Source organism: Streptomyces sp. NPDC030296 (assembly GCF_055572815.1).
On sequence record NZ_JBVICQ010000017.1, the window covers coordinates 12,448 to 38,311 of the forward strand.

Consider the following 25,864-nt stretch of genomic DNA (forward strand, 5'->3'; position numbering starts at 1 on the left):
GGGGCTCCCGGGGGAAGGGGAGAAGGCCCGCACCCTTACCGGATGCGGGCCCAACTCGTGTATGCGGTACGTCAGTTGGCCGCGTTGGCGCCGAACACCGGCTGCCCGGCGGTGGAGACTCCGACCGCGGACGGGGCGAGGGAGCGGGCACCGGACGTGGTGATCTTGCTGCCGTTGGACGGCAGGTAGAGCAGCGAGCCGTTGTAGTCGTTCTCGCCGTACGAGCCGACGGTGAGGTCCGCCTTGCCGTCACCGGTGACATCGGTGAGCTTGACCTCGCCGCCGAGCAGGTCGTCCGTCTCGTCCGTGCCGGGGACACCGGCCGTGGACTGAGCGAAGTACTGGTAGCCGGAGCTGGTGTTCACACCGGAGGGCGACCCGTACAGCACGGTCACCGCACCGGCGTTGACGACACCGCCGAGGTTCTCGCCGGGCGAGCTGACGACCAGGTCGGTCCTGCCGTCGCCGTTGATGTCGCCGAGGGAGAGCTCGCTGCCGAAGTAGTCGCCGCGCTCGGAGGAACCGGGGACGTTGCCGCTGTCCTGCGTCACCGCGACCGTGGTGGCCGGGCCGTCCGCGGAGCCGAACAGGATGTGGATCTTGCCGCCGGTGGACGAACCGGGCACGCTGGGCTCGCTGCCGTCCTTCGACGGGTCCCAGTCCTGGCCGGTGACGATGTCGCCGTAGCCGTCACCGTTGATGTCGCCGATGCCGGTGATGATGCCGCGCTTCAGCTCACGCACACCGCCCTCCGCGCCCAGGCCCTGGGAGGAACCGGGCACGTACCAGTTGGTGTTGTACTGCCAGGAGCTGTCGGTCTCGAAGCCGTCGACCACGAGGTCCGTGCGCTTGTCGCCGTTGGCGTCGCCGGCGGTGAGCATGATGGCGCCAGCGCCCTTGCCGGAGACGATGTCCAGCTTGACGGCGTACTGGTCGCCGAACGAACCGGACTTGGTGATGCCGTCACCGACGACGAACACCTCGTTGGAGGTGCTGCCGATCGCCAGGTCCTCGGTGCCGTCGCCGTCGAAGTCACCCGAGGCGAGCGACCGGCCCCACTGGTCGTGCGACGAGGGGGCGAGGTCCTTGATGGTGGTGGCTCCGGACAGACCCGAGGCGGAACCCCACACGATGAGGACGGTGCCGCCGTCGGTGTCGCCGTCGACGTCCTCCATGGGCGCGGACACGGCGAGGTCGTCGTAGCCGTCGCCGTTGTAGTCGCCGTACGCGCTGGACCAGCTGAACCAGTCGCCGGTCTCCGCCTGGCCGGGTACACCCGAGGTGTTCTGGCTGATCGTCGTGCGCTTCGTCGAGCTGATACCGCTCGCCGAGCCGTACAGGGCGACGACCTGCCCCGCGTCGGCCTTGCCGCCGACCGTGGCGCCGCCGGCCGAGTACGCCACATCGCCGTATCCGTCGTTGTTGAAGTCCGCCACCGGGTGGTGGACCGAGTCGGCCGCCGTGGCCGTCGCGGCCGAGAACGTGAGCAGACCGCCCGTCAGCGCGGCCGCGGAGGCCGTCGCGAGGGCGAGTCGCAGATGCTTGTGCATGCGGGAATCTCCTGCTGCATGCGGGACGCCTGGCAGACGTCCGCAGTCAATGGGGTGCCCTTCCTGTCCGTGTTCGCCCGTAGTTCGTCCGGGGTTCACGGGGAAGTCGGCGAACAGGAGACCGCCCAAGGTGCGGGAGGGTTGTACGGGAGTTCGAGAAATTTTTGTGGAGGGTGGAACCGGTGGGGCGCCAGGGGCCTCTTACCTCCTCGCGCCCCGCACGGCTCACCTGCCGAGCACCGCCCCGTACCCGGCCGCTCCCGTCAGTCCGAGCTTCGCCGGTGTCAGGGACACCGCGGGCAGACGGGAGGCGTCGCCCGCCGACGGGCGGTACCAGAGGGCGCCCGTGGGGGCGTTCTCGCCGGGCGCGCCGATCACATGGTCGTCGTGGTTCGCCGTGTCGAAGTCGGCCGCCGCCACCGCCGCCCCGAACAGGTCGCCCTCCTCGGCCGTGCCCGGCACCCCGGCGGAGCTCTGCGTGAAGGCCGGACCGGTGAACACCCGGTCGCCGCCCGCCTCCAGCTCCCAGTACGCGCCCGCGCGGGCCGCCGACCCCACCGCCTCGTGGCTCGCGCCCACCAGCAGGGAGTCGGGCCCGCTCCCGTCGAGGTCGACGACGGCCAGCGCGGCCCCGAAGTTGTCCTCGGACTCCGCCGTGCCGCCCACACCGGTCGAGGACTGGGTGGTGCAGGTGACCTGGCCGCCGAGCGTGGTGCCCGGCGCCCCGTACACCGTGGCGAGGGCGCCGCCGAGCCGGTCCGCGCAGTACGCGCCCCCCGCCTCGGGGTCGGGCTGCACCTCGCCGATCGCCAGGTCCGTCCGGCCGTCGCCGTCGAAGTCGCCGGCGGCGAGCGCGGAGCCGAAGTCGGCGGCCTGCCAGCGCGTCGTCCAGCCGTCGGGTGCCAGGGAACGGACGCGGGTGCCCGAGATCTCCAGGCCCTTGTAGGTGACGGCCAGGTCGTCCCTGCCGTCGCCGTCGAAGTCCGCGGTGGTCAGCGCGCGGGCGTCACCGAAGTCGTAGCCCTCGACGAGTGTCGTGGGCGCGGCGGCGGTGAGCGGCCCCGGTCGCAGGACCGTGGCGCCGCCCTCCTCGCCGCTCACGGCGAGAACGAGGTCCCGGTCGCCGTCCCCGTCGTAGTCCCCGGCGGTGACCAGCCGGCCGAGTCGCTGCCCGGGGCCTCCCTTGGCCACCGTCAGCCCCGTCCTGAGCCCTCTCGCCGAGCCCCACAGCACATACGCGGCGCCCTCGTGCCCGGAGGCGCCGACCTGCTCGCCGGGCGCGGTCACCACGAGGTCGGTGTAGCCGTCCGCGTCGAAGTCCGAGGCCCGCACGGCGTACCCGAACTGGTCACCGGCCTCCGCCGTGCCCGGGATGCCGCCGCTCGTCTGGTCGATCCTGGTGCTCCGGCCGCCGAGGCCGTCCGCGGAGCCCCACAGCACGTGCACGAAGCCGGCCTTGGCGTGCCCGCCGGCGGTGCCCGCGGGCACGCCCACCGCGAGGTCGGCGTAGCCGTCGCCGTCGAAGTCGCTGCGTACGGATCCCGCGGCGGTCGCCGGGGGCGCGACGAGCATCCCGAGGCCGAGGCCGGCGACGGTGACGAGGACGGCGGTGGGGAGGGCGGAGGGAAGGGCGGCGGTGAGGGCTCTTCGTCCGCCGAGCGGCCGGGGGCCGCGGCGCTGGGGGGTGGTGGACACGAGGGCTCCAACTGGTCGGGGGGCGGCGGGAGTAGCGGCGTCGGGTCGGAGGGAGGGGCAAGCCTCGTCATCAGGGTCGCACCCAGGTGGCGGGACCCACCGGCCCGACGGCACCGATCCTGCAACCGGCGCGAGCCGAACGACAGACCCCGGGGCCCTACTTGAGGCATCCCCGCGGCGTCACGGCGACACAGCACCCCCTGGGCCGGACACGACCTACCGGAGGAGGGTGCCGAAGGCGGGGTACGCCGTGCCGCCCAGGCCGAAGTCGAGGGCGTTGAAGGACGCGGCGTAGGACGTGGTGAGGCCGGAGGCCGTCCCGCGCAGGACCCAGACCGCGCCCGTGTCCCGTGCCGTGCCGATGTCCTCGCCGGTCGCGCCGATCGCCAGGTCGGCGCGGCCGTTGCCGTTGACGTCCTTGAGCCGGACGGCGGAGCCGAACGCGTCGTCGGTCTCGGCCGCGCCGGGCACGCCGGGGGTGGCCTGGTGCCAGGACGTGCCCCGGCCAAGGCCGCTCGCGGACCCCTTCAGCAGGACCACGTCACCCACCCCCTTCACCCCGTCGACGGTCTCGCCGGGCGCGCCGACGGCCACGTCCGCGTAGCCGTCGCCGGTGACGTCGCCCGCGGCGAGGGAGCCGCCGAAACCGTCACCCGGCTCGTCGGCACCCGGGACGCCGGTGCCGGCCTGGCTGTACGACCGCGAGGGCCACCCGTCGACGCCGAGCCCGCGGTCGTTGCCCGGCCACACGGTGATCCGTCCGCCGGTACCGGCCCCCGGCTCGCCGAGGACGAGGTCGCTGTAGCCGTTCCCGTCGACGTCACCGGCGGCGACCCGCGGCTCGGTGATCACGTCGGACACGGCGCCCTGGTGGAGGGGACGGTAGGAGGAGCCGATGTCGCCGGCGCCGCCCCGCAGGTAGCCCGCGAAGCCGTGGCCGGAGGCGTCGGTGCCGTGCAGGACGTAGTCGCTGCCCGAGCCGCCAGAGAAGTGCCCGCCGAGGACGCCGTCGAGGCGGACGCCGACGGGCAGGAAGTCGACCTCCGGGGCGATGGCGGGCTTGTCCGGCACGCCGTCGGCGTACCACCAGAAGCGGTTCTCGGAGACCACCACCAGGTTCCCGGAGTCGTCGCCGTCGAGGTCGACGAAGGAGGCGCCCTCACCGAAGCGGACGTCCTCGGCGGTGGGGGCATTGAGGACCATGCCGCCGGTGCGGAAGCCCCGGGCGCCGCCCCAGAGGACGGTGAGGGAGCCGTCCGGCCTGCCGTCGACCTTCTCGCCGGGCGCGCCGACGATGAGGTCCGCGTAGCCGTCGTGGTTCACGTCCCCGCCGGTCACGTTCTCGCCGAACTCGTCCTCGGGCTCCAGGGCGCCGGGCACGCCCGGCGAGTTCTGCGTGAGGGTCACCGACCTCGCGGAGCCGGTGCCGACACCGGAGGAGGACCCGAACGTGACGGTCACGGCGTTGGCCTTCGGGGTGCCGATGACGAGGTCCCGGTACCCGTCGCCGTTGAAGTCGTCCTTCGCCCCCGGCGCGGCGACCGCGCTCCCGGCCATCGGCAGGGCGAGCCCCGCCACCGCGAGCGCTCCCGCACAGGCGGCCACGACGAGCTTCCTTGCAACCACGGGTGACCTCCGGGAGGACGACGTAGGGCGGTTCGTGGGTGTGACTCGTCGGTGTGACACGCGGGGCGTACGAAGGGTTGTGCGCGGGTGGCCGGGAAGTGAACCGAACGTTCGACGCGCGCCGTGCGTCCAGGGAGCGAAGCGACTGTTCCTCAATGCTGAGCGGGAGGAGGCCTGTTGCCAGAACTCGTGCGCTGCCAGCCCAGCGGGAGGACGACACCCCCGTCAGCGCCCGCTTACGCGCGGCCCATCCCTCGGCGTCGTGGTCCACCCCCACCGCGCACGGCAGAACACGCTTGTGCGCAGTCAACCCTCAGCACTTCACAGCCCCTGACGAAGGAGACGTGACCATGCTCGTCGCCCGTGCGCGGACCGCCCTGGCCGCCGTCGTACTGACCCCCCTCGCCGTCGGCTGCGCCGCGTTGGGCGGTGGCGGGGAGTCCTCGGCGTCCTGTGCGTTCGTGGTGGACTACCGCGACAGCCAGTACGTCGACGTGGGCCGCGTCGAGTACGAACTCGGGTCGAAGGTGGGCACCGCCCGGCAGGCGATCTGCGAGGACCAGGGCGGCGGCGAGGAGGACGCCGCCGACGCCGTGGCCGCGGAGGACCGGACCGTCTACACGGCGTACGCCGTCAAGGGCGTCGACCCCGCCGACGCGATCGCCGTCCGGGAGTCACCGGGCGGCGAGTTGTACGTCATGGTGGACCCGAGGGAGGACGAGTCCCTCCCGGACGCGGAGGACCGGATCTTCGGCCGGGACGACGCGGCGGGCGAGGGGGACGGCGGCGCGACCGGTGAAGGGGAAGGGGGCGGCGAGGGCGGGGACGGCGGCCCGTCCGGGCCGAGCGCGGCGAAATGCGTGTTCGTCGTGGAGCACGCCGGGGAGGGCTATATCAATCGCGGCGAGGCGGACTTCGAGCTGGGGGAGAGGCTGGGCACGGCCCGTACCACGTACTGCGACGACACCCCCGGTGACGTCGACCCGACCCCCGAGCCCGAGGTCTACGAGGCGTACGCGGTCAAGGGGCTGGACCCGGCCGACGCCATCGCGGTCCGCCTCTCGGGGGACGACGAGCCGCTGTTCATGACGAGCCTGGACGACGACCTGCCGCAGGAGGTCCTGGACCGCCTGAAGGAGTAGTGAGCGCTGCTTCCGGAGCCGGTCGGCGGAAGGGCGTGACCCCCGGCGGCCGGGGGCCGGTTGTCGGTGCCCTCTGCGAGGGTGGGCGCATGGGCGAGCTGGTGGAGCGGGTCGGGGACGACGACGAGGTGATCGGGGTCGTCGACCGGGAGGAGGCGATCCGCCGGGGCTGGCCGCACCGGGTGGCGACGGTCGTGTGCCGTGACCCCGCCGGCCGGTATCTGGTCCACCGCCGCCCCGACGACATGTCTCGTTTCCCCGGCCGGCTCAACTGGCTGCTCGGCGGTGCCACCGAGGTCGGCGAGTCGTACGAGGAGGCCGCCGCGCGGGAGCTGTGGGAGGAGTTGGGGGTCGTGGGGCGTCCGCGGTTCCTGCTGAAGTTCCGGTGCGCGGGGGCGATCAGCCCGTACTGGCTGGGTCTGCACGAGCTGGTCGTCACGGGCCCGCTGCGGCCGGACCCCGCCGAGATCGCCTCGTACCGCTGGGTGGGTGAGGCGGAGCTGGCCGGGCTGGTACGGGATGCGGCGTTCGTGCCGGACGCCCGCGAGGCGTTCCAGCGGTACCGCGTGTCACGCGCTGAAGGGCGATGCCCCCGTGCTCGGGGGGAGCACGGGGGCATCGGGGGTGTCGCGGGGCCGGAGGGCCGGCCGGTCACTTGACCGGCTGGGGCTCCGGCTCGTTCTCCGTCTCGGCCGCGCCCGCGGGGGGCTCGTCCTCGTCGGTGACCGGGGTCTTGACGGACTCCAGCAGCAGCTGGGCCACGTCGACGACCTGGATGGACTCCTTGGCCTTGCCGTCGTTCTTCTTGCCGTTGACCGAGTCGGTCAGCATGACGAGGCAGAACGGGCAGGCGGTGGAGACGATGTCCGGGTTGAGGGAGAGGGCCTCGTCGACGCGCTCGTTGTTGATGCGCTTGCCGATCCGCTCCTCCATCCACATCCGGGCGCCACCGGCGCCACAGCAGAAGCCGCGCTCCTTGTGGCGGTGCATCTCCTCGTTCCGCAGACCCGGGACGCCCGCGATGATCTCGCGCGGCGGCGTGTAGATCTTGTTGTGGCGGCCCAGGTAGCACGGGTCGTGGTACGTGATGATGCCCTCGACCGGCGTGACCGGGATCAGCTTGCCCTCGTCCACCAGGTGCTGGAGCAGCTGGGTGTGGTGGATGACCTCGTAGTCGCCGCCGAGCTGCGGGTACTCGTTGCCGAGGGTGTTGAGGCAGTGCGGGCAGGTGGCGACGATCTTCTTCGCCGCCTTGGGCTTCTTCGACTCGGGCGTGATGTTGCCCTCGTCGTCCATCTCCTCGCCGAACGCCATGTTCAGCGCGGCGACGTTCTCCATGCCGAGCTCCTGGAAGAGGGGCTCGTTGCCGAGACGGCGGGCGGAGTCACCGGTGCACTTCTCGTCGCCGCCCATGATCGCGAACTTGACGCCCGCGATGTGCAGCAGCTCGGCGAAGGCCTTGGTGGTCTTCTTGGCGCGGTCCTCCAGGGCGCCGGCGCAGCCGACCCAGTACAGGTACTCGACCTCGCTGAGGTCCTCGATGTCCTTGCCGACGACCGGGACCTCGAACTCGACCTCCTTGAGCCACTCCAGCCGCTGCTTCTTGGCCAGGCCCCAGGGGTTGCCCTTCTTCTCCAGGTTCTTGAGCATCGTCCCGGCCTCGGACGGGAAGGCGCTCTCGATCATCACCTGGTAGCGGCGCATGTCGACGATGTGGTCGATGTGCTCGATGTCGACGGGGCACTGCTCGACGCAGGCGCCGCAGGTGGTGCAGGACCACAGCACATCGGGGTCGATGACGCCGTTCTCCTCGACGGTGCCGATCAGCGGCCGCTCGGCCTCCGCGAGCGCGGCGGCCGGAACGTCCTTCAGCTGCTCCTCGGACGCCTTCTCCTCGCCCTCCATGGTCTTGCCGCCACCGGCGAGCAGGTAGGGGGCCTTGGCGTGCGCGTGGTCGCGCAGCGACATGATCAGCAGCTTCGGGGAGAGCGGCTTGCCGGTGTTCCAGGCGGGGCACTGCGACTGGCAGCGGCCGCACTCGGTGCAGGTGGAGAAGTCCAGCAGGCCCTTCCAGGAGAACTGCTCGACCTGGGAGACACCGAAGACGTCGTCGTCACCGGGGTCGGTGAAGTCGATCGGCTTGCCGCCGCTCGTCATCGGCTGGAGCGCGCCGAGGGCGGTCTCACCGGTGGCGTTCCGCTTGAACCAGATGTTCGGGAAGCCGAGGAAGCGGTGCCAGGCGACACCCATGTTGGTGTTCAGCGAGACGACGATCATCCAGATGAACGAGGTGCTGATCTTCACCATCGCGGTGAAGTAGACCAGGTTCTGCAGGACCGGGAGGCTGAGCCCCTTGAAGGCCAGGACCAGCGGGTACGAGGCGAAGTAGGCGGCCTCGTAGTGGTCGACGTCGTGGATGGCGCCCTCGAGGCCGCGCAGCACGTAGATGGCGAGACCGATGGTGAGGATGACGTACTCGACGAAGTACGCCTGACCGGCCTTCGAGCCCGCGAAGCGGGACTTGCGGCCGGCACGCGAGGGCAGGCTCAGCAGCCGGATCACGATCAGCGTGGCGATGCCGAGGATCGTCATCACGCCGATGAACTCGATGTACAGCTCGAACGGCAGGAAACCGCCGATGACCGGCAGCACCCAGTCGGCCTCGAAGAGCTGCCCGAAGGCCTGGGCGAGGGTCGGCGGCAGCGTCAGGAAGCCGACGGCCACGAACCAGTGGGCGAAGCCCACGATGCCCCACCGGTTCATCCGGGTGTGCCCGAGGAACTCGCGCACCAGCGTCACACTGCGCTGGTAGGGATTGTCGGTACGGCTGCCTGCCGGGACCGGCTGGCCCAGCTTGAAGTACCGGATGAACTGACCGATGGCGCGTGCGAGCAGCGCGACGCCGACCACGGTCAGTACCAGCGACACGATGATCGCGGCGAGTTGCATTTGGGGGCTCCTCGGGCCTGCGAGGGTCATTACTAAGCGGTAACTTATGCAGTCCGTCTGAGACTACCCACTTCTCCTGCCGCACTGTAGCCAGCGACGCGGTGATCTGCGTCGCTGAGGGTTGCCTGAGTGGGGAGCGGCGATCTGAAGGAGGGCTCCTGGGGCGCGGTGCCCGGCTCTGGGGTCGGCGGGTGCCGTGCGTACCGCCGATGGGCGGGCGGACGATCGTGCTGTTCCAAAACGATCGTGTTATTCGTATGAAATCGTCACATTCACCCCTAACTTGGTTCCGTGCTGTACGGAATCCTCGCCGCCGCGTCCGCCCTCCTGGTCACCGCCGTGCTGACGGCGGCCGTACGTGTGCCCGCGCAGCGGCTCGGGATCGTGGAGCGGCGACGGATGCGGCCGGTGCCGCTGCTGGGGGGTGTCGCGCTCGTCTTCGGGGTGGGCGGTGTGGCCTGGCTGGGGGAGCGGAGCGGGGTCGCGCCGCTGGGCGACGAGGCCGGGCGGCTCCTCCTGGCGGGCGCGGCCGTGGGCGGGCTCGGGCTCATCGCCGATCTGTGGGGGCTGCCGTGGGTGCCGCGCGTCGTGGGCGTCGCCTGCGCCGCCGCGTTCGTGGTGCCGTACGAGGAGGTCGGCGTCCTCGGCGGGGTGGGCGCCGTCGCCTGGATCGTGTTCGTCGTGCACGGGTTCAAGGGGCTCGGCCGTCCCGACGGGGTGCTCGGGGTCGTCGGGGTCGTCACCGCGTTCGGGCTGAGCGTGTGCGCCGCCGCCGAGGTGCTCGACGGGCTGGCCGCGCTGTGCAGCGTGCTCGCCGCCGGTCTCACCGGGTTCCTGATGCAGAACTGGCCGCCCGCGCGGGTGGCGCTCGGGGAGTGCGGGGCGCTGTTCGTCGGGTTTCTGCTCGCGGGCGGCGTCGTACAGGTGTACGCGTACGCCGCCGGGCACGGCGTGGGGATCGGCGGGCCCTTCGCCCTCACCGCGCTCGCCACCGCCGACGTGGTACTGGTCCTGCTCTCCCGGCGGCTCGCCGGCCGCGAACCCTGGCGGAGCGGCCCCGACCACCTGCCCCACCGGCTGCGCAGGCTGGGGCTCACCCCGGTGGGCGTCGCCGTCGTGGTGGGGGTGTGCGCGGCCGCGTCGGTCGTCGTCGGCGTCGCCGTCCACATGCTGTGGATGAGGGCGGGCGGGGTGTGGTGGGTGGCGGGCACGGCGGTCGTCGTCGTGGCGGGGATGTCACGGGTGCGGGTGTACGGGCTCGGCGCGGCGGGCGCCCCCGGCGCGCGGGCGATGTCCCGTCCCAGACGGCCCGATCCGGCACCGGCGACGGGCCGGTTCCCCGCGGCCGACGGCCGGCCCCGGGCCGCCTCCGGTGCGGGGCCGACGGCCGGAGCGCCGCGCCGGCCGGACGGGGTGGCGGCCCTCAGACGCCGTTCGCAGGCCGGGTGGTGAGAGAAACCCTTGGTCCGGCCGGTGCCGGGCCGCACATGATGGCTTCATGACTGAACACGATCACGACCACCCGGCGGCCGTGGACACGGACGCGCTGCTCGCCCTCGCGAAGGAGCACCACCCCCGCCCCGTACGCCCGTGGGGCACCCGCGAACTCTCCGGCCACCTCGTCAAGGTCTACGGCCTCGCCGCGCCGGGCCGCACGCTCACCGAGGCGGACACGGCGGCCGCGCTCCGCGTCGCCGGGGATCACCTCGCGCTCGGCCGGACGCGCGGATCCCTGGGGCTGGCCGTTCTGATCCTGCACGCGGGCGGCGACGGCGACTACGTCCTGGTGCACACCTGGATCGAGGGTTTCATGTCCGACCTGGCGATCTTCACCGGCCCGGCCGGCCGGCCGGAGGAACTGCGGCCCGGCCGCACCGGTCTCGCCCCCTGCGTCTGGGAGGCGGCCGTCCTCACCCATGAGCGCGACGCCTACTCCCGCCACGTCCTGGCCTCCGCCGCCCCGATCGCCGAACGGCTGGCGGCCTGGCGGTCCGACACGGTGGAGGGCGACCTCCGGTGACCGACGCCGCGCCCACCATCCGCCGCGCCCGCCCCGAGGACATCCCGCGCGTCGTCGAACTGGCCGCCGAGCACGCCGCCTACGAGCACGCCGCCCCGCCCCCGCCCGACCTCGCACCCCGCCTGACCGCGCTCCTCTTCGACACCCCGGCCCCGCGACTGCGCTGCCTGGTGGCCGAACTCTCCGATGGCGAGATCGTCGGCTACGCCACCTGCTCGCCCGAGATCTCCACCTGGCAGGCCCGCGAGTACCTCCACATGGACTGCCTGTTCCTGCGCTCCGACAGCCGGGGCTCCGGTCTCGGCGCCCTCCTCATGGAGGCGGTGGCGGCCGAGGCCCGCGCCCTCGGCCTCGACGAGATCCAGTGGCAGACCCCCGCCTGGAACGAGGGCGCGGCCCGCTTCTACGACCGCCTCGGCGCCCGCCCGAAGGAGAAGCTCCGCTACAGCCTGTCCCTGCCCGGGGGCGGGTGACGCGTGGACGCCGTCCTACTGATCGCCGGCGTGGTCGTCGGAGTGGGGGCGGCCCGGTTCGCGGGGGACCGGTTCTGCTGTGGATGGAGGGCTGCGGCCGGCCGGGGTCCGCCTTTTCGCGTGGATCTGGAGGCAGGAACCGTTCGGATACGTCTTACGGGGCGTGACGAGCGATCGTATGAGCCCCCTTCGTGATCTCCGCCGTGCCGCTCCCGCGACGACCAGGCCCATGGTCAGGCCCGTAGTCGGGGTCAGGGTCAGGGTCTTCGCCAGGGGTGTCGCCGGTGTCGCCCTTGCCATGGCCATGGCCTGTGCCGGCCTCGCGGTGACCGGCTCCGCCGCCTCGGCCGCGCCGTCCGCCGCGCCTTTCGACGTGCCTTCGGCCCCCGGCACCGGCACCGGCCCCGTCCTCGAACTGCCACGCCCCACTGGTCCGTTCGCCGTGGGGCGGACCGTGCTGTCGTTGCGGGACGCCTCTCGGGCCGACCCCTGGGTCGCCGGGGAGCGGCGGGAGTTGATGGTGTCGCTGTGGTACCCGGCGGTGCCCGCCAGGGGTGCCCGGCCGGCGCCGTACATGACGGAGCGGGAGTCGGCGGCGCTGCTGGAGTTGCTGGGGGCCGACGACGTACCGCAGGACACGCTGGCGAAGGTGCGGACGTACTCCGTGGTCGACGCCAGACCACTCGCACGGCGTTCGCCCCTGGTGCTGCTCTCACCGGGCTTCAAGCTGCCGCGCGCCACGCTGTCGTCGCTCGCGGAGGACCTGGCGAGCCGCGGTCACGTCGTCGTGGGCGTCGGGCACAACCATGAGGCCGTCGCGACCACCTTCCCCGACGGGCGCACCACGCCGTGCTCCGCGTGCACCCCGCCGTACGACCAGGCCAAGCTCACCAGGATCGGTCGAGGGCGCGCCGCCGACATGCGTTTCGTGCTCGACCGGCTCACCGGGCCCCGTCCGGTCTGGGGTGGCGGTCGGACGATCGACGCGCATCGTGTCGCGATGGTGGGGCACTCGGCGGGCGGGTACAGCACCGTCCCCGCCATGCGGGGCGACCGCAGGATCGACGCGGGACTCACTCTGGACGGTCTGGCTGAGGTCTCCACACCGGGGGTGGACCGGCCGTTCCTGATGATGGGCACGCCCGAGAACGCGCCGGGCGGTGCGGGCGAGCCGTACTGGGGTCGTACGTGGTCCGCGCTGTCCGGGTGGAAGCGCTGGCTGACCGTCGACGGCGCTCAGCACGAGTCCTTCACCGACCTGCCGGCGTTCGCCGACCAGGCCGCACCGGGGGCGGTGGACGAGCCGGTCGCGGAAGCCGGGCTGTCGGGCGCGCGGGGGGTGGAGATCACCCGTGCCTACGTCGGCGCGTTCCTGGACCGGCACCTGCGGAACCGCCCCCGCCCCCTCCTGGACGGTCCCTCCGTTCACCATCCGGAGGTACGGTTCTGGGCTCCGCAGCCGGGATAAACCCCAGCTCAGCGGGCTCCTGTACATAAGTGGGGGATAAAAGTTGAGTCGGCTCGACTCAGGTCTGTTGACCCGGCGGGAAGGGTCGTGCACACTTGAGTCCGTTCCACTCAAGTCAGCTGGAGGAATTGACATGGCACGTGCGGTCGGCATCGACCTGGGCACGACTAACTCCGTCGTCAGCGTTCTGGAGGGCGGCGAGCCCACCGTCATCACCAACGCCGAGGGTGCCAGGACCACGCCGTCCGTCGTCGCCTTCGCGAAGAACGGTGAGGTGCTGGTCGGCGAGGTCGCCAAGCGCCAGGCGGTCACGAACGTGGACCGGACCATCCGGTCCGTGAAGCGGCACATGGGTACGGACTGGAAGGTCGAGTTGGACGGCAAGCCGTTCAACCCGCAGCAGATGTCCGCCTTCATCCTGCAGAAGCTGAAGCGGGACGCCGAGGCGTACCTGGGCGAGAAGGTCACGGACGCGGTCATCACCGTCCCGGCCTACTTCAACGACTCCGAGCGGCAGGCCACGAAGGAAGCCGGCGAGATCGCCGGTCTCAACGTGCTGCGCATCGTCAACGAGCCGACGGCCGCCGCCCTCGCCTACGGCCTCGACAAGGACGACCAGACCATCCTGGTCTTCGACCTCGGTGGCGGCACCTTCGACGTGTCGCTGCTGGAGATCGGTGACGGCGTCGTCGAGGTGAAGGCCACCAACGGTGACAACCACCTCGGTGGTGACGACTGGGACCAGCGCGTCGTCGACTACCTGGTGCAGCAGTTCAAGGCCGGCCACGGCGTGGACCTCGCCAAGGACAAGATGGCGCTCCAGCGTCTGCGCGAGGCCGCCGAGAAGGCGAAGATCGAGCTGTCCTCCTCCACGGAGACCTCGATCAACCTGCCCTACATCACCGCCTCCGCCGAGGGCCCCCTGCACCTCGACGAGAAGCTCACCCGCGCCCAGTTCCAGCAGCTGACCGCGGACCTGCTGGAGCGCTGCAAGACGCCGTTCCACAACGTCATCAAGGACGCCGGGATCGCCCTGTCCGAGATCGACCACGTCGTTCTCGTCGGTGGCTCCACCCGTATGCCCGCCGTCGCCGAGCTCGTCAAGGAGCTGACCGGCGGCAAGGAGGCCAACAAGGGTGTGAACCCGGACGAGGTCGTCGCCATCGGCGCCTCGCTCCAGGCCGGTGTCCTCAAGGGTGAGGTCAAGGACGTCCTGCTCCTCGACGTGACCCCGCTGTCCCTCGGCATCGAGACCAAGGGCGGCATCATGACCAAGCTCATCGAGCGCAACACCACGATCCCGACCAAGCGGTCCGAGATCTTCACCACGGCCGAGGACAACCAGCCGTCCGTGCAGATCCAGGTCTACCAGGGCGAGCGCGAGATCGCGGCGTACAACAAGAAGCTCGGGATGTTCGAGCTGACCGGTCTGCCGCCGGCGCCCCGCGGCGTCCCGCAGATCGAGGTGTCCTTCGACATCGACGCCAACGGCATCATGCACGTGACCGCCAAGGACCTGGGCACGGGCAAGGAGCAGAAGATGACCGTCACCGGCGGCTCCTCGCTGCCGAAGGACGAGGTCGACCGGATGCGCCAGGAGGCCGAGCAGTACGCGGAGGAGGACCAGAAGCGCCGCGAGGCCGCCGAGACCCGCAACCAGGGCGAGCAGCTCGTCTACCAGACCGAGAAGTTCCTCAAGGACAACGAGGACAAGGTCCCCGGCGAGATCAAGACCGAGGTCGAGGCCGCCGTCGCCGAGCTGAAGGACGTCCTCAAGGGCGAGGACACCGCCGAGATTCGCACGGCCACCGAGAAGGTCGCCGCCGTGTCGCAGAAGCTCGGCCAGGCGCTGTACGCCGACGCCCAGGCCGCGCAGGCCGCGGGCGGCCCCGAGGGTGCCGCCGCCGGCGCCAAGGCCGACGACGACGTCGTCGACGCCGAGATCGTCGACGAGGACCGGAAGGACGGTGCCGCGTGACGGAGGAGACCCCGGGCTTCGACGAGCAGCAGCCGCAAGGTCAGCCGAAGCAGCCCGACGTCCCCTCCTCCGGCTCCGAGGACGCCGAGCCGAAGGCCGCCCCCAAGGAGGGGGCGGCCCCGGCCGGGGACGCGGCAGCGGCGGCCCAGGTGGCCGGCCTGACGGCCCAGCTGGACCAGGTGCGCACGGCGCTCGGTGAGCGCACGGCGGACCTCCAGCGCCTCCAGGCCGAGTACCAGAACTACCGTCGGCGGGTCGAGCGCGACCGGATCACGGTCAAGGAGATCGCCGTCGCGAACCTCCTGACCGAGCTCCTGCCCGTGCTCGACGACATCGGCCGCGCACGGGAGCACGGCGAACTCGTCGGCGGCTTCAAGTCCGTCGCCGAGTCGCTGGAGACCGTCGCGGCGAAGATGGGTCTGCAGCAGTTCGGCAAGGAGGGCGAGCCCTTCGACCCGACGATCCACGAGGCCCTCATGCACAGCTACGCGCCGGACGTCACCGAGACGACGTGCGTGGCGATTCTGCAGCCGGGGTATCGCATCGGCGAACGGACCATCCGCCCCGCGCGGGTGGCCGTGGCCGAACCCCAGCCGGGGGCGCAGACAGTCAAGGCGGACGGCGAGTCCGCGGAGACGGCCGACGACAAGGAGAACGGTGGCCCGGACGAGGGCTGACGTCCACGACGCGGAACACCACGGGAAGGAGGGACGCCGGGGATGAGCACCAAGGACTTCATCGAGAAGGACTACTACAAGGTCCTCGGCGTCCCCAAGGACGCCACCGAGGCCGAGATCAAGAAGGCCTACCGGAAGCTCGCCCGCGAGTTCCACCCGGACGCCAACAAGGGCAACGCCAAGGCCGAGGAGCGGTTCAAGGAGATCTCCGAGGCGAACGACGTCCTCGGCGACCCCAAGAAGCGCAAGGAGTACGACGAGGCCCGCGCGCTGTTCGGCAACGGCGGCTTCCGCCCGGGCCCCGGCGCGGGCGGCGGCTCGTTCAACTTCGACCTGGGCGACCTCTTCGGAGGCGGCGCCCAGGGCGGACAGGGAGCGGGCGGCTTCGGCGGCGGGCTCGGTGACGTCTTCGGGGGCCTGTTCAACCGGGGCAGCTCCGGCACCACGCGGGTGCAGCCCCGGCGCGGCCAGGACATCGAGTCCGAGGTCACGCTGAGCTTCACCGAGGCCATCGAGGGCGCCACCGTGCCGCTGCGGATGTCCTCGCAGTCCCCCTGCAAGGCCTGTTCGGGCACCGGCGACGCCAACGGCACCCCCCGGGTGTGCCCGACGTGCGTCGGCACCGGCCAGGTCGCGCGGGGCTCCGGCGGCGGCTTCTCCCTGACGGACCCCTGCCCGGACTGCAAGGGCCGGGGCCTGATCGCCGAGAACCCCTGCGACATCTGCAAGGGCTCCGGCCGGGCCAAGTCGTCCCGCACCATGCAGGTCCGCATCCCCGCCGGCGTCGCCGACGGGCAGCGGATCCGGTTGCGCGGCAAGGGCGCGCCCGGCGAGCGCGGCGGCCCAGCGGGCGACCTGTACGTCGTCGTGCACGTCGACACGCACCCGGTGTTCGGCCGCAAGGACGACAACCTCACGGTGACGGTGCCGGTGACGTACCCGGAGGCGGCGCTCGGCGGGGAGGTCAGGGTCCCGACCCTGGGCGGCCCCCCGGTCACCCTGAAACTGCCCCCGGGCACCCCCAACGGGCGTACGATGCGGGCCCGCGGCAAGGGCGCGGTCCGCAAGGACGGCACCCGCGGGGACCTGCTGATCACCGTCGAGGTGAGTGTCCCGAAGGATCTGTCGGGGAAGGCTCGTGACGCACTCGAGGCGTATCGCGAGGCGACCGCGGGCGAGGACCCGCGGGCGGAGCTGTTCCAGGCCGCGAAGGGAGCATGACCACACCATGGACACACCCGGTCGCCGTCGTAACCCCTATGAGCTGACGGAAGAGACACCGGTGTACGTCATCTCGGTGGCCGCTCAGCTGTCCGGTCTGCACCCGCAGACACTGCGCCAGTACGACCGCCTCGGCCTGGTCTCGCCCGACCGCACCGCCGGGCGCGGCCGGCGCTACTCGGCCCGCGACATCGAACTGCTGCGCACCGTCCAGCAGTTGTCGCAGGACGAAGGCATCAACCTGGCCGGCATCAAGCGCATCATCGAGCTGGAGAACCAGGTCGCCGCCCTCCAGGCGAGGGTGGTCGAGCTGGAGACCGCGCTCGACGGCGCCGCCGCGGCGATGCAGCAGCGCGAGGCCGCGGTGCACGCGTCGTACCGGCGTGACCTGGTGCCCTACCAGGAGGTGCAGCAGACGAGCGCGCTGGTGGTGTGGCGGCCGAAGCGGCAGCAGGCCTCGGACTGAGAGCCGCCCCCGCGAGCCGCCCCGGCAAGCCGCCGCCTGGCAGCGAAGTGCCTGGCAGCAAGTGTCCCGCCCGGTGCAGCATCCTGACATCGCGGAGCCTTCAGGCGGCATGTTCCCGCTGGCAGAGTCGTGGTCATGAAGAACACGGGGAACGCACGCATCATCAGGACACTGTCGGCGCTCGCGCTGATCATGGCCCTGCCACTGGGAGCGACGGCGGCCGTCAAGTCCGGTCCGTCGGTCGCGCTGTCCGTCAACGGCTGGCAGTGAGCCGGCGGGACGGACGGGATGACGACCGTGGAGTTCCAGGACGGTGAGCACCGGGGGGAATGCCGGGAGGAGCAGGGCCGGGACGGTGGGTTCCGGGAACTGGTCCTCGTCCGCAGGGCTCCCGGTGACGCGCCCGCCGCGACGGCCGTGATCAGGGTCCTCGGCCAACTGCCCGGGGGCTGGGGACACGCCTGGCGACTCGACGAGGACGGGGGCCGGATCCACCTTCGGATCCGGCCCCCGTCCGGTTCGCCCGCCCACGCCGTACGGGACTGGCTGGCGGAGGTGCTCACCGACCCGGCGCTGGGCGGCTGGCGCGACGCCGGCGGGCCCTGATCGGCGGCATGGTGAACTGCGGTCAGATCCAGCCCCGCTCCCGCGCCAGCAGGGCCGCGTGCGGACGGTTGCTGGCGTTCAGGGTGCGCAGCACGTCGGCGACGTGCCGGCGGTAGGTGCGCAGGGAGACACCGAGTTCACGGGCACCGATCTCGTCCTTGGTGACCCGACACATCGACTTCAGGACCTCCAGCTCCATCGGCGTCAGGGACTCCGACTCGGGTGCCGGGGCGCCCAGCAGATCGGTGAGGTCCGTCGCCTGGTCCCAGATCTTCTCGAAGAGGGCCAGGATGCTGGCCACCAGGCCGGGTTCCTGCGCGACCAGCGCGCCGCGCGAGGTGTCCGACGGGTCCGCCGGGACCAGCGCGGTGTGCCGGTCGTAGACGAGGACGCGCTCGGCGATGTCGGCGGCGACCCTGATCCGCGCGCCCTGCGCGTTCAGTTCGCGCAGGTAGGCGGCGGTCGCGGGATCGTCCAGGGCGTCCTTGAGGACGACGCTGCGGATGTGGACGCCCCGGCGCAGACAGCGGCTGTCCAGCGGCCGCGCGTGCGCGATGTTCTCCCGGGTGAGCGCCCGGTAGGGCTCGACGGAGAGGATCTCCTCGCGGGCGAAGAACGCCAGGTCGTCGATCCGGTCGCGGATCTGCGCCAGGTTCGTCATCCGCTCCACGCCGCCGCCGGCCTGGGTGTGGACGCCCTGCTCGGCGCGGAGTTCCGCGACGAGGTGACGGGGCCGGGTCACCTGCTGCAGTTCGTGGTGCAGTTCGCTCAGCCGCCGGTCGGTGAGCAGACCGACGGCCACCTCGGGGTCCGCCGCCGTCAGGGTGCCGCAGGCTTCGCTCCCGGCGACGGCCGGATCCTCCGCCGTCTGCGCCCCGGTCTGCGCCCCGCCCTCCGCCGTCGCCTCCGCGCGGCGGAGCAGGCCCAGTTCCGTCAGCCGCCGCAGCGCGGCGCCGACGACGTCCTGCGACGCGTGGAGCAGGAGGTGGATGTCCTCCGCCGTCGTCCCCGGATTCCTCAGGAAGTGCCGGTAGACGCGCTCCTCCATCGTGGTGAGCCCCAACAGCCCCATGCTGCCCGCATCGTTCATCTGTCCCCCGTGTTCCTCCCGTGCGGCCCGGGCCGGTGGCCGGTATCGCGGGTGTGGCTGGTCGGGCCACGGCGATCCGGAATCCACCGAAATGATCGGGACTCACAGTAATGCGTTGGTCAAGGCTTCGTCCGTTCACGGCGGCACGCCGTGGAAGGTGTGGCGAATGTGTGACGGACGAGCGCGGGCCACGACACGAACGAACGGCGTGGGTCGAAAGTTTCGCTCGCAGCATGGTGTCGCGCCGGTGCAGCAAGCTGCGCCCCGCGGGGCGGGATCCGGCCGAAAGCGCTTGGCAGGCTGGAATCCGTCGGACGGGAACCGATGGACGTCGGACCCGAACCTAGGGACGTCGGACACGAACCGATGGATTCGCACGGATTCTCCGGCCACGAGCCGACGGAAGCCGACACGACCGAACACAACCAGGGGGACTCACATGGCTGTTGTCGTACGGGAGGACGCACTCGACTTCTCCGCGCTGACCGATCGCGAGCGGGAGGTGCTGCTGCTGCTCGCGACGGGCGAGCAGAACCGCTGGCTCGCCCGCCGCCTGGGCATCGCGGAGCGCACGGTACGGGCCCACACCGCCAGCATCGTGCGCAAGCTCGACCTCAAGTCCCGGTTCGAGGCGGCGATCGTCTCGCACCTGTACGAGGACGACATCAGGGGAACCTGCGGCTGACCTCCGCGGGGGACACCATGAGGCCCTGCCGGTACCGGGGAGTACCGACAGGGCCTTTCCATGGTGTGCCGGCGGGTCAGCCGGGCAGGAGGTCGCCGACCATCTCGATCGCCGTCATCCACAGGGGCTGGGCGCCCGTGCCGAACGCGGCGGCGAGGGCGTAGCCGAGGGCCGCGTCCAGTGCCTCCGGCTCGGCGTCCTCGCGCCACTCCACCATGACCTTCCCGTCGCCGTCGGAGGAGAAGTCCCCGAGGTACGCCCCGGCCCGCACCAGCCGGCTGCCCGGGATGGAGTCGGGCACCAGCCGCCAGGAGCGCTCCGCGTACCGCACGTCGACGCGGTACGAGCGCCGGGTCAGCCGCCCCTTGGCGGGGTCGATCACCGCCTCCTCGCCGTCGACGGTCAGGGTGAGCCGCGCACCGTCACGGGTGCCGACCGGTATGTGGTCCTCGCCCTCGGTCCCCTCGGCCCGCCACAGCTCGACCCGCGGCACCCGCTCGCCGGTCACCGTGACCTCGCCCGACTCGGAGTCCAGCCGGACGGTCACCGCGCCGAACAGGTCGTCCTCCACGGTGCGCTCGACCACGGGCCCGGGCCCGCTCTCCTCGTACTCGTCCGCGTCGTCGTAGTCGCCGTGGTCGTCGCGGTCGTCGTAGCCGTCGTGGTCGTCGCGGTCGTCGTACGGGTGGTCCTCGTGGGCGTCGTACGCGTCCTCGGCGGTCTGCTTGGCGAGCGAGGTGGTGGGGGCCGGGTCCTTCGGCATTGCGGTGTTCCTTCGCTGTGTGGGGGTCTGACGGTGGTCAGTACGTCAGGTAGGAGGGAGGGGGGTGCGCTCACGCTCCCGCGGCGGTCAGCTGGGTGGCGGCGAGGTCCCGGTACAGCTCGTCCCTGCCCAGGAGTTCCCCGTGCCGGCCATGGTCGCGCACCCGCCCGCCGGCGAGCAGCACCATGTGGTCGGCGGAGGTCACCGTGGACAGCCGGTGGGCGATGAGCAGCACCGTGCAGTGCTCGGCGGCCCGCTCCACGGTGTGCCGCAGCGCCGTCTCGCTGAGACCGTCGAGGTGGGCGGTCGCCTCGTCGAGCAGCAGCACCTGCGGGCGGCGCAGCAGCGCGCGGGCGATGGCGAGGCGCTGGCGTTCCCCGCCGGACAGGGCGAGACCGCGGGCGCCGACCTGTGTGTCGAGGCCCTCCGGGAGCCGGGCGACCAGCGCGTCGAGCAGGGTGTCCCGCAGGACGCGGGCGACCTCGTCCTCGGCCGCGTCGGGCGCGGCGTACAGCAGGTTCTCGCGGAGGGTGCCGGCGAGCATCGGGGTGTCCTGCTCCACGTACGCGATCCGGCGGCGTACCTCGGCTCGGCTGAGGGTCGCGATGTCGGTGCCGTCGAGGAGGACGCGTCCGGAGTCCGGCTCGTAGAACCGCTGGAGGAGCGAGAAGACGGTCGTCTTGCCGCTGCCGGAGGGGCCGACGAGGGCGGTGACACCGCCGGCCGGGGCGACCAGGCCCACCCCGTCGAGGGTGGTGGCGCGGCCCGGGTAGGCGAACGTGACGTTCTCCAGGGTCACTCGCGGCGGAGGGCCGGCGGGGCGGGCCGGGGTCTCGTCGACGTCCGTCTCGATCTCCATCCGCTCGACCTCCTCGATGCGGGTGAGCGCGCCGAGGCCCTGTTGCAGCGAGGTCGTGCCGCCGACCAGGGACAGCACGGGGCCGCCCAGGTTGAACAGGTAGAGCAGGAAGGCGATCAGTGCGGCCAGGTCGAGGGCGCCGGTGGCGACCAAAGCGCCGCCGAAGCCGATGACCGCGAGGAACGACGCCTGGACGACCAGGGCGGAGAGCACGGCGATCGTGGCGTGGTAGCGGGCGCCGGTCAGGCCGGCCCGGTAGGCGTCCTCGGCGGCGGCCACGGCCCGCGCGGTCTCCGTCGCCTCGCCGCCGTTGGCCTTCACGGTGCGGGCGGCGCCGAGCGCGCGGTCGAGGGCGGCGCCGATCTCGCCGACCGAGGTCTGCGCGCGCGTGGTCACCCGGCGGATCCTCGGCATCACCACGCCCATCGCGACACCGACCACCAGCAGCACACCGGAGGTGATGCCGAGCAGCGGCAGGCTGGTCATGCCCATCAGGACGATGGTGGCGATCAGATGGATACCGCCGTCGAGCAACTGGATCACACCACTGGTCGCCGCGTGCTGCACGAGCGTGCTGTCGGACGTCACACGGGTGGTGAGGCCGCCCGGCTCCGTCCTGTCCAACTCGGCCGTCCGCAGACGGATCAGACGGTGGATCAGTCCCCGGCGCACATGCAGCACGACCTTCTCCGCCGTGCGCTCGCTCACCAGGGCCTGTGTCCAGGTCAGCGCGATGGACACCGCCAACAGGCCCAGCATCAGCAGGAGTTCGCGGGTCAGGTCGCCGCCGGTCATCAGCGCCGTCAGTGACGACTCCACGACCATCGGCTGCGCGAGCCCGGCCGCGCTGCCGGCCAGGGTCAGGACGAGGACCAGGAGCAGCACTCTGCGGTGTGGGCGGGCGTGGGCGAGCAGCGCACGGAGCGGGGGGCGCGGGGCGTCGGCGCCCCGGGGGGAATCGGGCGCCTGGACGAGGTCGGGTGCATGAGCGGGATTGGGTGCCCGCGCGGAATCGGGCGCCTGCGTCGGCTGGGGCGGCGGAGGCTCGGGCCTCGCGGAGTCATGTGTGTTCACCCTGGACTTTCTACGCGTACGGGCGGGTGCGGCGGTATTGGCGCTTGCGGCAATGCCGGGCCCGGCGACGCCGGTTCGGGTCATGCCGGGTCCGGTCATGCCGGGTGCGGTAATGCCGCAACTGCCAATAGCGGGCGGCTTTTCCGGCGGGCCATAGTTGTCTCGTCGCCAAGGGGCACCGGCCGAAAAGCCGGAAAGCCCGTAAGGCGGCCGGGAATTCGGAGAACCGTAATCCCGCACCATGAATCAAGGAGAGACTCATGCAGTCGACGCAGAACGAGAAGGACCTGTTCGAGGGCTACACCGCCTACACCTCCGCCGAGGAGCTGGGCCTGTACGACGGCAAGGACGCCGCGCCCGCGTTCAGCCCGACCATCCCGTGGGCGATCCGCGCCACCATCATCACCGCCCGCTCCTCGCAGCAGTGCGCCGCGGCCCTCGGTTCGCTGACCGCCCGCACGATCGAGAAGAAGTGCTGACGACCGGGCGACCGGAGCAGTGACCCGCGGGGAGGGGCCGGTGCCGGCCACCGGCCCCTCCCCGGGCAACGCGACACACACCGAAAAAGAAAGCACAAGGAGGCGGGAATGGACCCCACAGGAGTCGCGGATCCCGGATTCCGCCGGGTGCTCCTCGTGGGCACCGGCGCGCTCAGCGTGGCATTCCTGCCGTTCTGGATCAACTGGCTGGGCAATACCTTCCCGGAAATGGAGAAACGGGTCGTGCTGACCCGTTCGGCGCGACGATTCGTCTCCGCGGACGCGATATCCGCGCTCTGCGGACGGGAGGTCGTCACCGACGACTGGTCCGAGGCCGCGCCCGGTGCCGTCCCGCACGTCGAACTGGCCCGCTGGCCCGACCTCGTGCTCGTCCACCCGGCCACGATGCACTTCCTCGGCCGTTACGCGCTCGGCCTCACCGACACACCCCTGCTGTGCGCCCTGCAGTCGACGTCCGCCCTCGTGGGCGTGGCCCCGTCGCTGCCGCCCGGCGCGCAGCTCAGCCCCGTGGTCCAGGGGCACCTGGACACCCTGCGCGACCGCCCCGGCGTGGTCGTCGCGCCGACCGTGCCCGCCGTCAGCGCCAGCACGGGCGAGATGGAGGACGGCGGGGCACTGCCGCTGTCCGAGCTGATGGGCCTGTGCGTCGGCGCCTACGCGCGGGCCCGGCGCGCCGAAGGGGAGGACGAGTGACCGTACGGACGGCGCCTGCCGCAGAGGCCGACGGTCCGGAGGCCGAGTTCGGCACCGGGCTCCAGCTCACCCGAGTACGGCTCACGGCCGACGGACGCCACGAGTGGTGGCACGGGGCGGGATCCCGGCGGGCGGCCCCGCCGACGGCGCCCCTCGCCGCACACGTCCCCCGGTACACCGCCGGCGCCCGGCTGGTCACCCCGGTGGCCTCGGGCGCGGGGCTCGCCTACCTCGCCGACGGCCCGTACTCGGCCGCGGCGTGGCTCCGCGACCCCCGGCCGGCTGCCCGGCGGCTGGCCGCGCACGCGCTCGCGGCGGCGGGCACGGCGCTACGGGCCCTGCACGCCACGCCCGCGCCGACCGGGGCACCGCCGCCCGCGCTCACCCGACTGCGGGGGTTCGCCGACGGGGGCGACGGGACCGACGGGGGCGACGGCGACCTCGCCGCCGTACGGCGTCTGCGGGAGCACGCCGTACGGGTGTGGGGTCCCGCCCGCCTCTCGACGCTCCGTTCCTGGTGCGCCGAGGTCACGGCACCCGCCCCCGCCCCACACCGGGACGGCCACGGACTCGTCCTCGTACACGGTTTCGCCTCGCTCGGCGCGCTGGTCCCACCCCTGAGCCGGGGTCCGGTGGCGCTGCTGACGGGCGAGGACCTGGGTGCCGCCCGGCCCGAACTGGACCTGGGCTGGCTGCTCGGCGATCTGGCCGAACTCGCCTGGGCCGTACCGGTGTGGGGCGAGGGGCCGGCCGTGGACCTGCCGGCCGCCCTGCTCGACGCGTACGGGCCGGGCGCGGACCGGGAGCTCGCGGCCCGCGCTGCGGTGCTGCGGATCGCCGCGCACACACGGGACTTCGCCGCGTACTGCGGCTGGAGCGACGAACTGGCCGACTACACCGCCTTCGTCGCTGACCTGATCGACGAGGAGGGCCGCCGCGCGGTCCCCGGGGGAGCCACGACACGATGACGATCACCACCGACACACCCACCAGGACGGACCCGGCGGAGCCGGTTCGCACCCGGCAGCGCTACCGGCCCACCGAACTGGGCACCGTGCCCGCCGTGAACGCCCTGCTGGAGCGGCTCGGGCTCGGCCGCCTCGACGCGGCGGCGGTCACCGCGTTCGGGGGCCGCAACGACAACTGGGCGGGACCGACCACCACCGGCGAGCAGGTCTTCGTCAAGACGGTGACGCCGCTGCCGGACGGGGACTGCCCCGAGATCGAACGCGCCCTGAGCTTCGAGGAGTCGGCGGCCCGATGGCTGCCCGGCGGCTCGCCGCTGCGCTCGCCGGAGCTGCTCGGCGCGGACCCGGCGGCCGGGGTGACCGTGCACCGGCTGGTCCCCGGCGCCCGGTCGGGGGCGGAGCTGGCGCTGGACGGGGACTTCGACGACGCGCTGTGCCGGGCGGCCGGGCGGGCGGTGGGGACGCTGCACACGCTGCCGGCCGGGGACGGGCTCGACACCGGGGAGGCGCCGCTGCCGCCGCTGGCCTGGCTGCGCGCGCTGCCCTGGAGCGCCGTCCAGGAGCGCAGCATGGCGCAGATCGCCGCCTGGCAGCTCGTCCAGGACGACGGCGAGGTGGTCGACGCGCTGGCCCGGCTGCGGGAGGGCGAGGCGGGCGTCCCGCACGCGCCCACGCACTGCGACCTCCGCTTCGACCAGTTCATCGGCGCCGACGAGGGCCGCGGGCCGCTGTACCTGTGCGACTGGGAGGAGTTCCGGCTGGCCGACCCGGCGCGGGACGTGGGGGCGTTCGCGGGGGAGTGGCTGTTCCACGCGACGTACTCCGTGTTCGCGCCGACCGGCGACGTCGGGGACGCCGGGGACGACCGCCGGGGCGCGGGGGGCGGGTTCGGCCTCGCGCACGAGGAGATCGTCGGGCGGGGCTCGGCGAGCCTGCGCCGCCATCTGCCGCGCGTCCACGCCTTCTGGCAGGGCTACCTGGAGTGCCGTACGCCCGACCCCGGCCTGCCCGAGCGGGCCGCCGCCTACGCCGGCTGGCACATGTACGACCGCCTCATCGCCACCGCCGAGTCCCACGCCACGCTCAACCCGGTCGCCCGCGCCGCCGCCGGCATCGGCCGCACGGTCCTCCTGAACCCGGGCGGCGCGGCGCGGACGCTCGGCCTGACCCTCCCGGACGGGAGCGGCGACCGATGACGACCGCCACCCGCGCCGTGGCCGGGATCACGGCCCGGCGCGTTCCGGTTCCGGCCGCCGCCACAGTGCGGCAGAGCCCGGCCGTGGCCGCCCGCAGGGTTCCGTGCGCCCCGGCCGCAGCCGCCCGTAAGCCCGGCCCGAACCCCGACCACCCGAACGGGAGCC

Annotated in this window: 24 protein-coding genes; 17 read left to right on the forward strand and 7 right to left on the reverse strand. The window is 72.4% G+C overall.

The genetic code is table 11. The features are described 5' to 3' along the window. Nucleotides 1-71 precede the first annotated feature (71 nt). The 3 genes from ACZ4Z3_RS35945 to ACZ4Z3_RS35955 all read right to left on the reverse strand — a co-directional run bounded on the left by ACZ4Z3_RS35945 (nucleotide 72) and on the right by ACZ4Z3_RS35955 (nucleotide 4,871). Nucleotides 72-1,550 (reverse strand): hypothetical protein, encoded by a 1,479-nt coding sequence (locus tag ACZ4Z3_RS35945; protein ID WP_468504988.1) that lies wholly within the window; start codon nucleotides 1,548-1,550, stop codon nucleotides 72-74. Nucleotides 1,551-1,775: 225 nt separating this feature from the next. Next, nucleotides 1,776-3,245: an FG-GAP-like repeat-containing protein gene (locus ACZ4Z3_RS35950; protein WP_468504989.1), complete on the reverse strand. Its 1,470-nt coding sequence runs from the start codon at nucleotides 3,243-3,245 to the stop codon at nucleotides 1,776-1,778. Between the two features lie 216 nt (nucleotides 3,246-3,461). Then, nucleotides 3,462-4,871 (reverse strand): FG-GAP-like repeat-containing protein, encoded by a 1,410-nt coding sequence (locus tag ACZ4Z3_RS35955; protein ID WP_468504990.1) that lies wholly within the window; start codon nucleotides 4,869-4,871, stop codon nucleotides 3,462-3,464. A 350-nt stretch (nucleotides 4,872-5,221) separates the two neighbouring features. Here ACZ4Z3_RS35955 and ACZ4Z3_RS35960 point away from each other — a divergent pair, with 350 nt between their 5' ends. Continuing rightward, on the forward strand, nucleotides 5,222-6,013 hold the full coding sequence (locus tag ACZ4Z3_RS35960; protein ID WP_468504991.1) for a DUF6281 family protein: 792 nt from the start codon (nucleotides 5,222-5,224) through the stop codon (nucleotides 6,011-6,013). Between the two features lie 89 nt (nucleotides 6,014-6,102). Further along, complete coding sequence (locus tag ACZ4Z3_RS35965) at nucleotides 6,103-6,672, forward strand: NUDIX hydrolase (RefSeq protein ID WP_468504992.1); 570 nt, start codon at nucleotides 6,103-6,105, stop codon at nucleotides 6,670-6,672. Here the strand turns inward: ACZ4Z3_RS35965 and ACZ4Z3_RS35970 are convergent. Then, a complete protein-coding gene (locus ACZ4Z3_RS35970) occupies nucleotides 6,665-8,962 on the reverse strand; it encodes a (Fe-S)-binding protein (protein ID WP_468504993.1) in 2,298 nt (765 codons plus the stop codon). The genes ACZ4Z3_RS35965 and ACZ4Z3_RS35970 overlap by 8 nt on opposite strands. A gap of 291 nt (nucleotides 8,963-9,253) precedes the next feature. Here ACZ4Z3_RS35970 and ACZ4Z3_RS35975 point away from each other — a divergent pair, with 291 nt between their 5' ends. The 10 genes from ACZ4Z3_RS35975 (at nucleotide 9,254) to ACZ4Z3_RS36020 (ending at nucleotide 17,871) form a co-directional block, all read left to right on the forward strand. Then, nucleotides 9,254-10,414 (forward strand): MraY family glycosyltransferase, encoded by a 1,161-nt coding sequence (locus tag ACZ4Z3_RS35975; protein WP_468504994.1) that lies wholly within the window; start codon nucleotides 9,254-9,256, stop codon nucleotides 10,412-10,414. Nucleotides 10,415-10,460: 46 nt separating this feature from the next. Beyond that, a complete protein-coding gene (locus ACZ4Z3_RS35980) occupies nucleotides 10,461-10,982 on the forward strand; it encodes a hypothetical protein (protein WP_468504995.1) in 522 nt (173 codons plus the stop codon). Continuing rightward, nucleotides 10,979-11,455: a GNAT family N-acetyltransferase gene (locus ACZ4Z3_RS35985; RefSeq protein WP_468504996.1), complete on the forward strand. Its 477-nt coding sequence runs from the start codon at nucleotides 10,979-10,981 to the stop codon at nucleotides 11,453-11,455. Before ACZ4Z3_RS35980 ends, ACZ4Z3_RS35985 begins: the two co-directional genes overlap by 4 nt. Before the next feature lie 229 nt (nucleotides 11,456-11,684). Beyond that, a complete protein-coding gene (locus ACZ4Z3_RS35990) occupies nucleotides 11,685-12,923 on the forward strand; it encodes an alpha/beta hydrolase family protein (RefSeq protein WP_468504997.1) in 1,239 nt (412 codons plus the stop codon). 133 nt (nucleotides 12,924-13,056) lie between these two features. Then, on the forward strand, nucleotides 13,057-14,901 hold the full coding sequence (gene dnaK, locus ACZ4Z3_RS35995) for a molecular chaperone DnaK (RefSeq protein WP_055715941.1): 1,845 nt from the start codon (nucleotides 13,057-13,059) through the stop codon (nucleotides 14,899-14,901). Then, nucleotides 14,898-15,578, forward strand: a complete 681-nt coding sequence (gene grpE / locus ACZ4Z3_RS36000) for a nucleotide exchange factor GrpE (protein ID WP_468504998.1) — start codon at nucleotides 14,898-14,900, stop codon at nucleotides 15,576-15,578. Before dnaK ends, grpE begins: the two co-directional genes overlap by 4 nt. A 42-nt stretch (nucleotides 15,579-15,620) precedes the next feature. After that, nucleotides 15,621-16,799, forward strand: a complete 1,179-nt coding sequence (gene dnaJ / locus ACZ4Z3_RS36005) for a molecular chaperone DnaJ (protein WP_099966865.1) — start codon at nucleotides 15,621-15,623, stop codon at nucleotides 16,797-16,799. Nucleotides 16,800-16,806: 7 nt separating this feature from the next. Beyond that, nucleotides 16,807-17,265: a heat shock protein transcriptional repressor HspR gene (locus ACZ4Z3_RS36010; protein ID WP_055542957.1), complete on the forward strand. Its 459-nt coding sequence runs from the start codon at nucleotides 16,807-16,809 to the stop codon at nucleotides 17,263-17,265. 135 nt (nucleotides 17,266-17,400) lie between these two features. Next, nucleotides 17,401-17,535, forward strand: coding sequence for a hypothetical protein (locus ACZ4Z3_RS36015; RefSeq protein ID WP_468504999.1), 135 nt, complete (start codon nucleotides 17,401-17,403; stop codon nucleotides 17,533-17,535). Between the two features lie 18 nt (nucleotides 17,536-17,553). Continuing rightward, nucleotides 17,554-17,871: a hypothetical protein gene (locus ACZ4Z3_RS36020; protein WP_468505000.1), complete on the forward strand. Its 318-nt coding sequence runs from the start codon at nucleotides 17,554-17,556 to the stop codon at nucleotides 17,869-17,871. 22 nt (nucleotides 17,872-17,893) lie between these two features. On the opposite strand, the gene ACZ4Z3_RS36025 is transcribed toward ACZ4Z3_RS36020, so the two are convergent. Next, nucleotides 17,894-18,961 (reverse strand): helix-turn-helix transcriptional regulator, encoded by a 1,068-nt coding sequence (locus tag ACZ4Z3_RS36025; protein ID WP_468505001.1) that lies wholly within the window; start codon nucleotides 18,959-18,961, stop codon nucleotides 17,894-17,896. A gap of 439 nt (nucleotides 18,962-19,400) precedes the next feature. On the opposite strand from ACZ4Z3_RS36025, the gene ACZ4Z3_RS36030 reads away from it, so the two are divergent. Beyond that, nucleotides 19,401-19,646 (forward strand): helix-turn-helix domain-containing protein, encoded by a 246-nt coding sequence (locus tag ACZ4Z3_RS36030; protein WP_055542408.1) that lies wholly within the window; start codon nucleotides 19,401-19,403, stop codon nucleotides 19,644-19,646. A gap of 76 nt (nucleotides 19,647-19,722) precedes the next feature. Here ACZ4Z3_RS36030 and ACZ4Z3_RS36035 read toward each other — a convergent pair whose 3' ends face one another. Continuing rightward, a complete protein-coding gene (locus ACZ4Z3_RS36035) occupies nucleotides 19,723-20,409 on the reverse strand; it encodes a hypothetical protein (RefSeq protein ID WP_468505002.1) in 687 nt (228 codons plus the stop codon). A gap of 70 nt (nucleotides 20,410-20,479) precedes the next feature. Then, nucleotides 20,480-22,153, reverse strand: coding sequence for an ABC transporter ATP-binding protein (locus ACZ4Z3_RS36040; RefSeq protein ID WP_468505003.1), 1,674 nt, complete (start codon nucleotides 22,151-22,153; stop codon nucleotides 20,480-20,482). Nucleotides 22,154-22,602: 449 nt separating this feature from the next. Between ACZ4Z3_RS36040 and lxmA the strand changes: the two genes are divergently transcribed. From lxmA to lxmK, 4 genes are all read left to right on the forward strand, one after another. After that, nucleotides 22,603-22,821, forward strand: a complete 219-nt coding sequence (gene lxmA / locus ACZ4Z3_RS36045; protein ID WP_055513948.1) for a lexapeptide family class V lantibiotic — start codon at nucleotides 22,603-22,605, stop codon at nucleotides 22,819-22,821. A 108-nt stretch (nucleotides 22,822-22,929) separates the two neighbouring features. Continuing rightward, on the forward strand, nucleotides 22,930-23,535 hold the full coding sequence (lxmD, locus tag ACZ4Z3_RS36050) for a peptide terminal cysteine decarboxylase LxmD (RefSeq protein WP_468505004.1): 606 nt from the start codon (nucleotides 22,930-22,932) through the stop codon (nucleotides 23,533-23,535). Further along, the gene (locus ACZ4Z3_RS36055; RefSeq protein WP_468505005.1) at nucleotides 23,532-24,503 is read left to right on the forward strand and encodes a hypothetical protein; all 972 of its coding nucleotides are present in this window, start codon (nucleotides 23,532-23,534) and stop codon (nucleotides 24,501-24,503) included. The genes lxmD and ACZ4Z3_RS36055 overlap by 4 nt, the downstream gene beginning before the upstream one ends. Next, nucleotides 24,500-25,699 (forward strand): class V lanthionine synthetase subunit LxmK, encoded by a 1,200-nt coding sequence (gene lxmK, locus ACZ4Z3_RS36060; RefSeq protein ID WP_468505006.1) that lies wholly within the window; start codon nucleotides 24,500-24,502, stop codon nucleotides 25,697-25,699. Before ACZ4Z3_RS36055 ends, lxmK begins: the two co-directional genes overlap by 4 nt. Nucleotides 25,700-25,864 lie beyond the last annotated feature (165 nt).

Bases quoted from the DNA above. Each gene is read 5' to 3' on its own strand.
- ACZ4Z3_RS35970 (WP_468504993.1), bottom strand. From the start codon at position 8,962: ATGCAACTCGCCGCGATCATCGTGTCGCTGGTACTGACCGTGGTCGGC.
- ACZ4Z3_RS36030 (WP_055542408.1), top strand. From the start codon at position 19,401: ATGGCTGTTGTCGTACGGGAGGACGCACTCGACTTCTCCGCGCTGACC.
- dnaJ (WP_099966865.1), top strand. From the start codon at position 15,621: ATGAGCACCAAGGACTTCATCGAGAAGGACTACTACAAGGTCCTCGGC.
- ACZ4Z3_RS35990 (WP_468504997.1), top strand. From the start codon at position 11,685: ATGGTCAGGCCCGTAGTCGGGGTCAGGGTCAGGGTCTTCGCCAGGGGT.
- ACZ4Z3_RS36035 (WP_468505002.1), bottom strand. From the start codon at position 20,409: ATGCCGAAGGACCCGGCCCCCACCACCTCGCTCGCCAAGCAGACCGCC.
- ACZ4Z3_RS35980 (WP_468504995.1), top strand. From the start codon at position 10,461: ATGACTGAACACGATCACGACCACCCGGCGGCCGTGGACACGGACGCG.
- ACZ4Z3_RS36020 (WP_468505000.1), top strand. From the start codon at position 17,554: ATGACGACCGTGGAGTTCCAGGACGGTGAGCACCGGGGGGAATGCCGG.
- lxmD (WP_468505004.1), top strand. From the start codon at position 22,930: ATGGACCCCACAGGAGTCGCGGATCCCGGATTCCGCCGGGTGCTCCTC.
- ACZ4Z3_RS36025 (WP_468505001.1), bottom strand. From the start codon at position 18,961: ATGAACGATGCGGGCAGCATGGGGCTGTTGGGGCTCACCACGATGGAG.
- ACZ4Z3_RS35960 (WP_468504991.1), top strand. From the start codon at position 5,222: ATGCTCGTCGCCCGTGCGCGGACCGCCCTGGCCGCCGTCGTACTGACC.
- dnaK (WP_055715941.1), top strand. From the start codon at position 13,057: ATGGCACGTGCGGTCGGCATCGACCTGGGCACGACTAACTCCGTCGTC.
- lxmK (WP_468505006.1), top strand. From the start codon at position 24,500: ATGACGATCACCACCGACACACCCACCAGGACGGACCCGGCGGAGCCG.
- ACZ4Z3_RS35945 (WP_468504988.1), bottom strand. From the start codon at position 1,550: ATGCACAAGCATCTGCGACTCGCCCTCGCGACGGCCTCCGCGGCCGCG.
- lxmA (WP_055513948.1), top strand. From the start codon at position 22,603: ATGCAGTCGACGCAGAACGAGAAGGACCTGTTCGAGGGCTACACCGCC.
- ACZ4Z3_RS35965 (WP_468504992.1), top strand. From the start codon at position 6,103: ATGGGCGAGCTGGTGGAGCGGGTCGGGGACGACGACGAGGTGATCGGG.
- ACZ4Z3_RS36010 (WP_055542957.1), top strand. From the start codon at position 16,807: ATGGACACACCCGGTCGCCGTCGTAACCCCTATGAGCTGACGGAAGAG.
- ACZ4Z3_RS36015 (WP_468504999.1), top strand. From the start codon at position 17,401: ATGAAGAACACGGGGAACGCACGCATCATCAGGACACTGTCGGCGCTC.